Annotated in this window: 9 protein-coding genes; 5 read left to right on the top strand and 4 right to left on the bottom strand. The window is 70.2% G+C overall.

Annotated elements, in window-relative coordinates; translation table 11 throughout:
- On the top strand, nucleotides 1–897 hold an 897-nt coding region (locus tag BUE44_RS32010), incomplete at its 5' end, for a non-reducing end alpha-L-arabinofuranosidase family hydrolase (RefSeq protein ID WP_073502528.1).
- 145 nt (nucleotides 898–1,042) lie between these two features.
- On the opposite strand, the gene BUE44_RS32005 is transcribed toward BUE44_RS32010, so the two are convergent.
- On the bottom strand, nucleotides 1,043–2,488 hold the full coding sequence (locus BUE44_RS32005) for a ricin-type beta-trefoil lectin domain protein (RefSeq protein WP_200804589.1): 1,446 nt from the start codon (nucleotides 2,486–2,488) through the stop codon (nucleotides 1,043–1,045).
- A gap of 511 nt (nucleotides 2,489–2,999) precedes the next feature.
- Here BUE44_RS32005 and BUE44_RS32000 point away from each other — a divergent pair.
- A complete protein-coding gene (locus tag BUE44_RS32000; RefSeq protein ID WP_235002674.1) occupies nucleotides 3,000–5,003 on the top strand; it encodes a cellulose binding domain-containing protein in 2,004 nt (667 codons plus the stop codon).
- 84 nt (nucleotides 5,004–5,087) lie between these two features.
- On the opposite strand, the gene BUE44_RS37240 is transcribed toward BUE44_RS32000, so the two are convergent.
- Nucleotides 5,088–5,696, bottom strand: a complete 609-nt coding sequence (locus BUE44_RS37240) for a hypothetical protein (RefSeq protein WP_200804593.1) — start codon at nucleotides 5,694–5,696, stop codon at nucleotides 5,088–5,090.
- Here BUE44_RS37240 and BUE44_RS31990 point away from each other — a divergent pair.
- The gene (locus tag BUE44_RS31990; protein ID WP_073502521.1) at nucleotides 5,640–6,986 is read left to right on the top strand and encodes a DUF2264 domain-containing protein; all 1,347 of its coding nucleotides are present in this window, start codon (nucleotides 5,640–5,642) and stop codon (nucleotides 6,984–6,986) included. The two genes, BUE44_RS37240 and BUE44_RS31990, sit on opposite strands and share 57 nt — an antisense overlap.
- Before the next feature lie 166 nt (nucleotides 6,987–7,152).
- Here the strand turns inward: BUE44_RS31990 and BUE44_RS38115 are convergent, their stop codons facing one another.
- Both BUE44_RS38115 and BUE44_RS38110 read right to left on the bottom strand, forming a co-directional pair.
- Nucleotides 7,153–7,956 (bottom strand): RICIN domain-containing protein, encoded by an 804-nt coding sequence (locus tag BUE44_RS38115; protein ID WP_200804588.1) that lies wholly within the window; start codon nucleotides 7,954–7,956, stop codon nucleotides 7,153–7,155.
- Nucleotides 7,940–8,608: a cellulase family glycosylhydrolase gene (locus tag BUE44_RS38110; RefSeq protein ID WP_200804587.1), complete on the bottom strand. Its 669-nt coding sequence runs from the start codon at nucleotides 8,606–8,608 to the stop codon at nucleotides 7,940–7,942. Before BUE44_RS38110 ends, BUE44_RS38115 begins: the two co-directional genes overlap by 17 nt.
- Before the next feature lie 541 nt (nucleotides 8,609–9,149).
- On the opposite strand from BUE44_RS38110, the gene BUE44_RS31980 reads away from it, so the two are divergent.
- Both BUE44_RS31980 and BUE44_RS31975 read left to right on the top strand, forming a co-directional pair.
- Nucleotides 9,150–11,312, top strand: a complete 2,163-nt coding sequence (locus tag BUE44_RS31980; RefSeq protein WP_235002672.1) for a glycoside hydrolase family 27 protein — start codon at nucleotides 9,150–9,152, stop codon at nucleotides 11,310–11,312.
- Nucleotides 11,313–11,487: 175 nt separating this feature from the next.
- A complete protein-coding gene (locus BUE44_RS31975; RefSeq protein ID WP_073502519.1) occupies nucleotides 11,488–12,795 on the top strand; it encodes an ABC transporter substrate-binding protein in 1,308 nt (435 codons plus the stop codon).
- Nucleotide 12,796: the final 1 nt, after the last annotated feature.

Here is a 12,796-nt window from a genome sequence, read left to right as displayed (position 1 = left end):
CTTCCGTCGACGTACCACTGGTCCTCGACAGGTGCGTTGGCGCAGCCGGCCAACGGGTGGGTGTCGCTGAAGGACTTCACCAACGTGGTCTACAACGGCAAGCACCTGGTCTACGCCTCGAACGTATCCGGCTCCTCGTACGGTTCGATGGCGTTCACCCCGTTCACGAACTGGTCCGACATGGCCTCAGCCGGCCAGACCGGCATGAGCCAGTCGGCAGTAGCCCCCACCCTGTTCTACTTCGCACCCAAGAACATCTGGGTCCTGGCCTACCAGTGGGGCGCCTGGCCCTTCATCTACCGCACCTCCAGCGACCCCACCAACCCCAACGGCTGGTCCGCACCACAGGCACTGTTCACCGGCAGCATCCCCAACTCCGGCACCGGCCCCATCGACCAGACCCTGATCGGTGACGGCCAGAACATGTACCTGTTCTTCGCCGGCGACAACGGCAGCATCTACCGCGCCAGCATGCCCATCGGGAACTTCCCCGGCAACTTCGGCTCCTCCTACACCACCGTGATGAGCGACTCACAAGCCAACCTCTTCGAAGCCGTCCAGGTCTACAAGGTCCAAAACCAGAACCAATACCTCATGATCGTCGAAGCAATGGGCGCCAACGGACGCTACTTCCGCTCCTTCACCGCCACCAGCCTGAGCGGCTCATGGACCCCCCAGGCCGCCAGCGAGAACAACCCCTTCGCCGGCAAAGCCAACAGCGGCGCCACCTGGACCAACGACATCAGCCACGGCGACCTCGTCCGCAACAACCCCGACCAGACCATGACCATCGACCCCTGCAACCTCCAACTCCTCTACCAAGGCAAATCCCCCTCAGCAAACGGCCCCTACGACCAACTCCCCTGGCGACCCGGAGTCCTCACCCTCCAACACTGAACCCCGGCCTCAACCGGAGGAACCCCGGCCACACCGGCCGGGGTTCCTCCCCTTTGAGCGACGTGTTCGGCACGACGGCCGGTCACGTGGTCCGGCCCCGGGGATCTGCGCGGAGCCGCTCTGCGTGGTGCCGGGCAGGCTGGTCCTACTGCCGCGTCCACTGCTGGTTGCCGCCGCCGTTGCAGGTCCAGAGTTCGGCCAGGGTGCCGTTGGCGGTGGCGGCTCCGGTGACGTCCAGGCAGAGACCGGACTGGACGCCGGTGATCGTGCCGTCGGAGTTGAGGTTCCACTGCTGGTTCGCGCCGCCGCCGCAGGTGTAGATGTCCACCGCCGTACCGTTGGTGCGGCCCTGGCCGTAGGCGTCGAGGCACTTGTCGCCGTAGACCTGGAGCTGCTTGCCGGAGGTGTACGTCCACTGCTGGTTGGCGCCGCCGTTGCAGTCCCAGATGTCGAGTCGGGTGCCGTCGGCGGTCGCCTGGTTCGGCACGTCCAGGCAGCGGCCGGAGGCCGTTCCGCGGAGGGCGGTGGCGCTGCCGCCCCCACCCGAGCCGCCGACGACGCCCGTCTGGGTGTCGACGGTCCACGAGGTGCGGCAGGTGATCGACGCGGTCGTGCCGCTGACGGTGAGCGGCTCCCAGATGTAGCGGGAGTCGCCGAGGTTGCCCGAGTTCCACCGGTCGCCCATGAAGACGAAGCCGGTCGTGCTGGAGCCCGCGACCGGCTGGATCGATGTCGTCTGCGAGTTGCAGGTGTTGGTGCCGGACGGGGCGAAGCTGCGCCAGGACGACCAGGTGCCCGTGATCGAGGACGCGGTCGCGTACTGGTTGTCGTTGGTCGACCAGCCGGTCAGGTGCGAGCCGAACAGGTAGTACAGTCCGCCGATCTTGGCCATGGCCGGCGCCTCGTACTGGGGCAGGGTCTGGACCAGGGAGGACACGCTGAGGAAGTCCGAGGAGAGCCGGTAGACCTGGAGCCGGGCGCTGGTGCGGTCCTCGCTCATGAAGTAGGCGGTGCCGCCGTCGAGGAAGAGGTTGTCGTCCAGGCTGTCGTGGCCGAGCGGCTTGAAGCTGCCGCGGTAGCTGTAGTCGCCGCACACGCCGGCGCTGGTGGCGACACCGGCCTTGCGCTCGGAGTAGCCGCTGTTGTCGATATGCATGTACATCACGTACTGCTGGGTCGCGCTGTTGTAGATCACGTGCGGCCGTTCCACGACGCGGTTGGGCCCGAGGTCGCCGCTGGACTGCCGGGGCAGGACGTTGTGCACGAACGTCCAGTTCTTGAGGTCTGTCGAGGAGTAGCACTTCACGTTCTGGAAGGGTGATCCGTCGGTCTTGTCCTCGCCGAGCCAGTAGTACGTGCCCCCGACCTGGATGAGGCCTCCGCCGTGGGCCTGGATGACGTTCCCTGACGTGTCGTGCCATACGGTGCCCGGGTCCACGTTCACGGTCGCGGCCCCAGCCTGCTGGGTCACCGCCAGAAGGCCGAGCACCACCGCGAGCACGGCGACGATCCGCCGCAGGCCGGCTCTCCTTCGCCTTCGCATCGCCGCGACGGTGAGTGCGGCCCTGTTCCCGGGCGATCGCTCCATCATGGGCTCGTTCCCTTCCTTCACGGTGAGGCGCAAGCGGCAGGCCGGCGTCGACCGGCCCAGCAGCGTCAGCGGGCGGCCGGGGCGCGGGCCGCCCGCGCATCGCGGCACTGCCCAGGGGCGGGCAGGCGGTGCAGTGTTCGGGGCGAAGCGCCGGAATTCGTCAACCGGCCGGTCTAGAACGGGATGTTCGCGCTCCCACATGCCGACTGATGAGCGAGTCTGGAGCGGGCGGCGCGAAGGCGTCAAGAGAACTGCGTACGCGTTCTCGTCCGGGCACGGTTTCCTCCGGTGTCCCGCCCGCCCCGCCGCCTTGCCGGAAATATACTGTCATGCGTCCGCCCGCGGCTCGGCCAGGGCCGCTTGTGGCAGGTGTTGACACCGCACGCGCCCGGGTGCAGAGTGCCGTCGTCGGAGCTGACCCGGCGTCACAAATCAGCCCGCTTTTGTTAGCGCTAACAGTAATCCACCCTTGAGTCACCCTTGCCCACCCCCACAGCAAGGAGAACCCAGCGTGAACACCCCAGACCCCCGCCCGCCCGAAGGCCTCACCGCGCGCTACGGCCCGCAGCGGGCTTCGACGCCCCCGTCGCCGGTACCGCCACGCGAGCCGGACCCGCACGTCCGCCGGAGGGCGGTGCTGAAGGCGATGGGAGCGCTCCCGATCCTCTCCGTCGCGCTTCCGCGCTCCCCCGCGGCAGCCGCGGCGGCGGCCCCGGTGGTCGTCGATCCGTCCGCGCGGCGGCAGACGATCCGGGGCTTCGGCGGCATGAACCACCCGGCATGGGCCGGCGACCTGACGGCCGCCCAGCGCGACACGGCGTTCGGGAACGGAACGGGCCAGTTGGGGTTCTCGATACTGAGAATCCACGTCGACGAGGACAGGGCCAACTGGGGCGCCGAGGTGGCGACGGCACAGCGGGCGGTCGCCCACGGGGCGATCGTCTTCGCCTCGCCGTGGAATCCCCCCGCGAGCATGACCGAGACGTTCACCCACGGGAGCCAGACCAACGCCAAGCGCCTGCGGCACGACATGTACGGCGCCTACGCGCAGCACCTGAACGACTTCACCGCGTTCATGAAGAGCAACGGGGTGGATCTGTACGCCATCTCGATCCAGAACGAGCCCGACTACGCCTCGACCTGGACCTGGTGGACCGCGGACGAGATCGTCACCTTCCTGCGCAACAACGCCGGCTCGATCAGCACCCGGGTCATCGCACCGGAGTCCTTCCAGTACGTCAAGAGCATGTCGGACCCGATCCTCAACGACCCCACGGCCCTGGCCAACCTGGACATCCTCGGCGCCCACCTCTACGGCACGCCGTTCGCGAACTTCCCCTACCCCCTGTTCCAGCAGAAGGGGCAGGGCAAGGACCTGTGGATGACGGAGGTCTACTACCCCAACAGCACCGACTCCGCCGACCTGTGGCCCGCGGCACTCGGCGTGGGTGAGCACATGCACCACGCGATGGTCGACGCCGAGTTCCAGGCGTACGTGTGGTGGTACATCCGGCGCAGCTACGGCCCGATGCGCGAGGACGGGCAGATCAGCAAGCGCGGCGCGATCATGGCGCAGTTCGCGAGGTTCGTCCGCCCCGGCTACGTACGCGTCAACGCGGCCTCGAACCCGCAGACGAACGTCTACACCTCCGCCTACACCGGCGGCTCCACTGTGGTCATCGTCGCGGTCAACAAGGCCACCAGCGCGGTCAGCCAGCAGTTCACCCTGGCGAACACCACACCGACCGGCGTGGCGTCCTACGTGACGGACGCGAGCAGGAACGTCGCGTCCCTGAGCGGACCCAGCCTGGCGGGCGGCACCCTGTCCGCCACGCTCCCCGCCCAGAGCGTCACCACCTTCGTCGTCACCGTGGGCACGTCCGGCGGGACCGACACCACGCCGCCCACGGCGCCCGGCACGCCCACCGCCACCGCGGTCACCACGTCCTCCGTCACGCTGAGCTGGCCGGCATCCACCGACAACACCGGTGTGACCGGCTACGACGTCGTCCAGCTCGGCGGCAGCACCGAGACCACCGCCGCGACCTCCACCACGGCCGGCGCCACCGTCACCGGCCTGAGCGCCGGCACCGCCTACACCTTCGCCGTCTACGCACGCGACGCGGCCGGCAACCGCTCGACCCGCTCCGGCACCGTCACCGCCACCACCAGCACTACGGGCGGTTCGACGGGCGGCTGCGGGATCGGCTACCAGGTCACCGGAAGCTGGAGCGGCGGCTTCCAGGGCGAGATCGTCATCCACAACACCGGCGCCACCGCCCTCACCGGCTGGACCCTGGCCTTCACCTTCACCGCCGGCCAGACCATCACCCAGATGTGGGGCGGCACCCCCACCCAGAGCGGCAGCACCGTGACGGTGGCCCCGGTCGACTACACCCGCGCCATCCCCGCGGGCGGCTCCGTCAGCATCGGCTTCCTCGCCGACCAGGGCGGCACCAACCCCGCGCCCACCGCGTTCACCCTCAACGGCGGTGCCTGCACCACTGCCGTGTGACGGCGACACCCCCGAGCCGTTGCCCTGTGCGGGTGCCGCCCCGGCACCCGCACACCACCGCAGGCCCTCGGCCCGTGCCGGCCGTCACGCCGGCCGGCCTTCTCGGGTGGCCGTGTCCTCGGTCATGGCGTGGCAGTTGCGCCATACGACGAAGAGCGTGCAGCCGGGAAGCACGGCGAGGCCCGTCAGCGGCGCCTGGTTGACCAATGCGGCGGTGGCCAGGAGCAGTGCGAGGTTCAACGAGGCGAGCGGCCAGCGGCGCAGCAGCGTGTACGGGGCCGCGAGATAGTCGCGCGGGCGGAGCGGGCCGGTTGCCGGGTTCCCGACCAGGTGTGCCATGGCCAGGACGCCGGAGTTCGCGGCGAGTACGGCCACGACGGCGAGTGCCGGGCTGACGGCGAGCCCGAGCTCGGTGTGCCGCAGAGCGAACGCGTCGGTGCCGCAGGCCGCGGCGAGCAGGGTGAAGGGTGCCCACAGTGCGAGAGCACGGACAGCGTGCCTGCGGTAGGCGCGCGGCAGGTCGAGCAGCGGTGCGGGGTCCCCGCTCCCGCAACGCTCCAGATAGCCGAAAGCGGCAGCCAGGGCCGGCCCGGCGCACAGTGACAGGACGGTGAACGGCAGGGGGTGCCGCCACGGGTGGCGGGTGGCGGCGAGCGAGGCGAGCAGGGGCAGGCAGGCCACGGCCAGACCCACGTTCACCACCACCAGTGGCGCGGCGACCTCGGCCGGTACCTCGACGACGCCGTGCGGCTGATCGGCGCCGACGGCTCTTCCCTGATGCAGGGCCGCAGCCTCACTTACCGGTACGCGGCAGCCGCCCCCCTGTGGGTGGCAGCCGTCACCGGCGCGGGGACGCCGGCCCCCGGCCTGGTACGGCGGGCCGCCAGCGGGATGCTGCGGCACTTCACCGACGCCGGCTCCCTCGAACCCGACGGTCTGCTCCGGCTGGGCTGGACGCGGCCATGGCCGCAGATCGCCCAGTCCTACTCCGGGCCCGGCTGCCCCTACTGGGCGGCGAAGGGCATGCTCGGCCTGATGCTGCCGGCGGACCACCCGGCCTGGCGGCAGCCCGAACAGCCTCTCCCCGTCGAGGAGGGCGACGTCGCCCGCGTCATCTCCGCGCCGGGCTGGCTGGTCAGCGCCCGCAAGGACCACGGCATCGCGCTGGTGGTGAACCACGGCACCGACCACGCCGTGACCGGAGCCACCGGCGGCGACAGCCCGCTGTACGCGCGCTCGGGGTACTCCACCGCCACGCTTCCGGCGCTGACCGGGCCGAGCACGACGGACCCGCTGGACAACAGCGTGGTGGTGCTTGACCCGACGGGGCGGGCCACCCACCGCAGCGGCTTCGAGACCCTGTTCGTCCGGGAGTTGCCGGGCGGCGTACTGGCCGGTGCCTCGCGCGGCCGGGTCCGCTGGATCGACACGTCCCAGGACGACACCCCCGACCACGGCTCGGGTCGCACCGGCCCGGTCGTCGAGGGCCCCGTCGTGACGGTCGCGTCCGTCGTGCACGAGGGGCTGGAGGTCCGGGTGGCACGGCTTGACGACATCGACGGCCGCTCCGCGGCGTGGCGCGGTGTCAGGCTCGGCGGCTGGCCGGTGGCCGACGACGAGGCACCTTCCGCCGGGGACCGGAACGTCGCAGGCGGCACCTGGGACACGGTGAACGCCGAAGCCTGCACAGGCCGACTGCTCAGCCGGGTTACCGGACTGCGCGGATTCACCGGTGGCGGCACGGCCCTGGAGCAGGGCACCGGTCCGCTGGCCCGCTGGACCGCCGTTCCGTGGCTTGCCGCCGACCCCGCGCCTGTCGGCGAGGTACTGGCCGCGTCAGTGTTCCTCGGCTCGAAGGGCGGTGACGTACGGGACCCGGACGTGCTGGTGGAGGCGATCGGCGACGGTTCCCACCGGGTGACCGTCCGATGGACCGACGGTCGGCGCACGGATCTCACGCTCCCCGCACCTCCCGGCCGGTGAGCCGCGGCCAGGAACCTCGCCGTGACCGCCGCGCCGCGGCGGAGTCCGCCGGGCTGACGCGCAGACCTCACGATCCGCGCGCAGCCCGGAGGGCGCCTGCTCCCCGGGAACCCTGGCCGTTGCCACGGCTTCCTCTACCGACCTCCGGGAGCCACAACGGCCGAGGTCACCCGGCGGCGGTGATCCGCCACTGCTGGTTGGTGCTGCCGGAGTTGCTGTACTGCCCCAGAGCGGAGCCGCTGCCCGTACGGCTCATGCCGTCGAGGTAGAGACCTGTGCCGCGGTTCTTGATCAGGACGGTGTTGGCATCGGTCAGTACCGACCACTGCTGGTTGTTGCCATTGGTGTCGGCGTACTGGCCGACCGCCGAGCCGTTGGCGGTGCGGCCCATGCCGTCGAGGTAGAGGCCGGTCGCGCGGTTCTTGATCCGCACGTAGTTGCCGTCGTTCTCGATGCTCCACTGCTCCTCAATACGGCTGCCGGAGCCCGACCACTGGTCGGCGCCGGACCCGTTGGCGGCGGCTCCGGCGCCGTCGACGTACAGGCCGGTGGCGGCGTTGCCGATCCTGACGTAGGTGCCGCCGCCTCCGTCGCCCCAGGCGTACTGCAGCCGGGTCAGCCCCGAGGGGTTGACCAGTGACAGCCTGGTGGCCGAGCCGGTGCCGGACCTGGTGGTCAGGCTGTACCAGTCGCCGTCCCGCAGGCCCGGCCAGTACACGCTGCCCATGCCGAGCTTGCGCAGTTCGCTGCTGACGCCGCGCACGTAGTCGGCGAAGAACGACCCGCTGGGGATGCTGTAGTCGATGGCGTCGTACTGGACGCCGTTCTTGCTGCCCGGGCTCATCGGGCCGCCCCACTCGGTGGCTATCGTGCGGTCGGCGTAGCCGCCGATGTAGGCGGCGATGTGGTTCGCCCACTCCGTCTCGTCCTCGTAGCCGGCGAAGAACGAGTAGTCATGGACGGCGAGCATCGTGCCGTTCAGGCGACTGTCGCCGCCGACCGCCGCGACGTTCTGGGCGTCGCCCGCTCCGTCGAGGATGACCCGCGCGCGGCACGCCGGGGTACCTGGCCAGCCAGGCGTTGTAGAAGTTGTCGAGGTCGCCGGTGCCGTAGCCGTACGGCTCGTTGATGACCTCGAAGTAGGCGTTGGAGTTGCTCCCGTACTTGGCGACGACGGTGTCCCACATCTGGTTGAAGCCGCTCGTGCTCGTCGGCTTGCCGCCGGTGTAGGCCCAGTACGCCAGGATCACCTTGCCCTTGGTCAGCGCCGTGTCGATCGCCCCGGTGTACGTCGACCAATAGGTGGAGACAGTGGGCTCGTTGATCGGCATACGGACGGTGTTGGCGCCGGTGATCGAGTACATCTGGCCGACCACCTGGTTGGCCGTGGCAGCGGCCGACGAATACGTGTCGGAGGATCCGAGGCCGGACACGTACAGGACGCCGTTGACGAAGTTGTCCCGCTGGTCTGCCCAGTTCACACCCCTGTACTGGCTGGTGGACGCGTGGGCCTGGCTGGATCCGAAGGTCGCGAGCGTGGCCGCCGCGAGAGCGAGCACGATGACGATCCTGCACAGCCTGAACAGGGCCCTTCTCGACAGGGCAAGATATGACGATTCCACGGGCTGGTCCCTTCCTGCGGCTCCTCCCGCGCGGTGGCCCGCGCAGTCTGGAACAGGGATAGGGGATCGCGAAGGTGCGCCGCTACGATGCGAAGCGAACAGCACGCAATCGCACGCGATCGCACAAGGGCGTCCGCGCCGTGGAGATTTTCCGAGGACCCGGCCGGATGGTCGATCGGCACCCTCAGTGCCCCTGTCCGTCGGGATCCCGGGGGCGAACCTGACGGCCAGGCTCTGACCCCCTGGTGAACGGCATGCCGCCGATCCGCCCCCGCCGCAGTCGGCGGCGGCTCAGGCCGCGAGCGCCACCGGATCGAGCAGATCCCGCTCATCGGAGCCCCGGACCCGCGTCCCGGAGTCCACGTCTGCCGTGTCGAGCCAGGTCAGGGGCGGAGTGCGGCCAACAACCCCGAATTTTAGTTTATTAGTAATAATTGTTGACACCTCCTGGCGCCGCCCGCACAGTTCTCGTCGTGGCGGGCAACCCCGGGCCTTGAGCCGGGCGTTGTGCCCCGATATCCCCAACGTTCGGGAGAATGACATGACTTCGCATCGTTCAGGGCTGATGCGCGCCCCCAGGGCGGTCGCCGCGACGGGCGCCGCGGCACTGCTGGCGCTGGCCGTTCCCGGTACGGCCCAGGCGGTCGGCGGCCACCACGGTCCGGACGGGCAGCCGGCCGTCGGAGTGCCCGCGTACTACGACAGCGGCCTCGCTCCGACGCCCTTCATGGGCTGGAACACCTACTACGGGCTGGGCGCGCCGACCGAGACCCAGGTCAGGAGCGTCGCCGACTACCTGGTCGACAGCGGCCTGCGGAAGAGCGGTTACGACATCGTCTGGCTCGACGGAGGCTGGCAGGCCGCCACCCCGCGTGACGCCGCCGGCCGGCTGACCGCCGACCCCGAGCGCTTCCCGTCGGGCATCCCCGCGCTGGTCACGTACCTGCACCAGCGCGGCCTGAAGGCCGGCATCTACACCGACGCGGGGGACTACGACCCGGCCAGCTGCGGACTCGGCAGCCGGGGCCATTACCAGCAGGACGCCGACCAGTTCGCCGGCTGGCAGATCGACGCCGTCAAGGTCGACTTCCTGTGCGGGATCAGCGAGAAGCTCGAACCGGGCCCGGCCTTCCAGCAGTTCAGCGACGCGGTGGCCGAGTCCGGCCGCCCGATGCTGCTGAACCTGTGCAACCCGCTCACCGACGACTGGGGCCTGCCGCACACCCCCGGCCAGGACGCGCACAACACCTTCGTCTACGGACCGACGGTCGCGGACTCCTGGCGGACCGGAACGGACATCGCGTGGGGCTCGCCGACCGCGGGTGAGTTCCCGAACGTGCTGCGCAACATGGACGCCAACGCCTGGCACCCCGAGGCCCAGGGGCCGGGCCACTGGAACGACCCCGACTACCTGATCCCGATGCGGCGACTCACCGACGGCTCCTACGAGATGAACCAGGAGGAGTCCACCACCCAGTTGGTGATGTGGGCCGAGATGGCTTCGCCGCTGATCATCGGCTCCGACCCGCGCACCCTGCCGCAGGCGATGACCGACACCCTGCGCAACCCCGAGATCCTCGCCGTGGACCAGGACCCGCTGGGCATCCAGGGGGTGCGGGTCGCCACCGACGGCACCGGCGACACGTACAGCAAGGTCCTCCAGGGGTCAGGGCGCCGCGCCGTCGTCCTGCTCAACCGCTCCGACCAGCCGGCCGTGCGGACCCTGACCTTCGCCCAGGCCGGGCTGACCGGCGCGGTGGCCGTACGCGATCTGCGGGCCCGCGCGGACCGGGGTACGCACACCGGCACCTACACGGTCACGGTGCCCGCGCACGGCACCGCGATGTTCAAGCTGACCGGCACCGACGACGCCCCGGGCGTGAAGCTCGGCGGCCCGTCCTCCGTCTCCGCAGCCGATCCGGCGCTGGTGCGCGACGGCGACACGCTGACCGCCTTCACCCAGGACGCCGACGGCTCGCTGCGCGCAACGACCGGCCGTGACGGACGCTGGTCCGGCTCCGGCACCGACCTCGGCGGCCCGACCGGCGGCCGGTTCCTCGGCCAGCCCGCCGCGTACGCCTCCCCGGGACGGATCGACGTCTTCGTCCGCGGCACGGACGACCACGCCTACCTGCGGACGTACGCCCAGGGCAGGTGGGGCCGCTGGCAGGACCTCGGTGGGCGCATCGCCGACGCGCCCACCGCCGCGTACCGGGGCCCCGGCGCCTGGACGCTGTTCGCCACCGGCGCCGACGGCACGGTGACCGGCCGAGGTCCCGCCACCGGATGGACCTCGATCGGGGCTCCGGCCGGAGTGGCGCTCTACGGCCGCCCGTCGGCCGTGACGGACGCCGCCGACCGTATCCACGTCACCGTCCGCGGAGCGGACGACACGGTGTGGTCCCGGGACGCGGACGCCTCGGGCACCTGGTCCGGCTGGACCTCGCTCGGCGGCACAGTCAGCGCCGCCCCGACGCTGGTGACGACCGGCGGCAGCGTACAACTGCTGGTCCGGGCAGGGGACTACACGCTGTGGCAGCGCACCTATGACGCCGCGAAGGGCAGTTGGGGCGGCTGGTTCCCGCAGAGCGCCTTCGTGAGCAACGCCTTCGACGGTGCGATGGGCGCCACTTCCGGACCGAACGGCCAGGTTCTCGCCGTCTCGCGCGGCGTGGGCGGTGTGGTCCGGCAGAGCGCGTTCTGATCCTGCGGTACGTCCGGTCCGCCGCTCCAACTGCCGCTCTCCGACGGTTCCCGAGATGCCCGGAAGCGGGCATCTCGGGAACCATCAGGGCAGTTACTCAATAAATTACCAATTAATATTGACGTCACGCCGACGTCGCGCCAGGCTGTAGCAGCCGACAAGGGAGTCACCGTCCATGAGCACCGCACCCATCTCGCCGACCGGCCGCCGCCAGTTCCTGGCCGGCGCCGGCGCCATCGGAGCCGCCGCCCTGATGAGCGGCTGCGTCACCTCCAGCTCGTCCGACGCGGGCAGCACCGGCCAGTCGTCCGGCGGCAGCGTGACGCTCCAGTCCAACCTGTCCTCGCCGCAGGCGAAGACCGCGATGGAGGACCTCGCCGCCGCCTACAACAAGCGCGGCGGCGCCAAGGCCGAGCTGAACACCGTCGCCTCCGAGACCTTCCGCACCCAGCTGCCGACGTACCTCACCTCCGCCAACCCGCCGGACCTGCTGACCTGGTACCCCGGCTCGGTCGCGGACGCGTACGCCAAGAAGGGTCTGCTGCTCGACGTCAGCGACATCTGGACCAAGGGCGAACTCGCCGGCTACCCGGACGCGCTGAAGAAGCTGTGCAGCGACTCCTCCGGCGCGAAGGTGTTCGTGCCCGCCAGCTACTACTGGTGGGGCATGTTCTACAAGAAGTCCAACTTCGCCAAGTGGGGCGTGCGGGAGCCCAGGACGTGGGACGACTTCATAGCCCTGTGCAGGACGCTCAAGTCCAAGGGTGTCGCCCCGATCGGGCTCGGCGCCGGCGGTGACACCGCGTGGGTCGCCTCGGCGTGGTTCGACTACCTCGACATCCGCATCAACGGCGCCCAGTACCACCGCGACCTGCTCGCCGGACGCCACAGTTTCGACGACCCGCAGGTGCACAAGGTCTTCGACAAGTGGGCCGAGGTGCTGCCGTACTTCGACCCCAACGGCACGGCGCTCGCCTTCCAGGACGCCACCACGGCGATGCTCAACAACCGCACCGGCATGATGCTGATCGGCACCTTCTTCGCCGACGCGGCGCCCAAGGACCAGCTGGACGACATCGACTTCTTCCAGTTCCCGATCATCGACCCGAGCGTCCCGGTCGCCGAGGAGGGCCCCACCGACGGCTACTTCGCCAGCGCCCACACCGCGCACAAGCAGCAGACGCTGGACCTGATGAGCTACCTGGCCACCGCCGAGGCCCAGGAGATCTACCTCAAGGGCTCGTCCGGCACCTCGCTGCCGACCAACCCCAAGGCCAAGGACTCCGGCACCCCGCTGGTCAAGAAGGGCCGCGCGCTGATCGAGGGCGCCGCCGATGTCACGCAGTTCTTCAACCGCGACTCAAGCGACGCCCTGCAGCCGACCGCCGACACCGCGCTGACGAAGTTCCTCGCCAAGCCCAAGGAGATCAACTCCATCCTCACGGCCTGGCAGCGGGACGCGCAGAAGATCTGGAGCCAGTGAC

The organism is Actinacidiphila paucisporea, from assembly GCF_900142575.1.
In the GTDB taxonomy this organism is placed as follows: Bacteria; Actinomycetota; Actinomycetes; order Streptomycetales; family Streptomycetaceae; genus Actinacidiphila; species Actinacidiphila paucisporea.
This window is presented reverse-complemented; position numbering and strand designations above follow the sequence as displayed.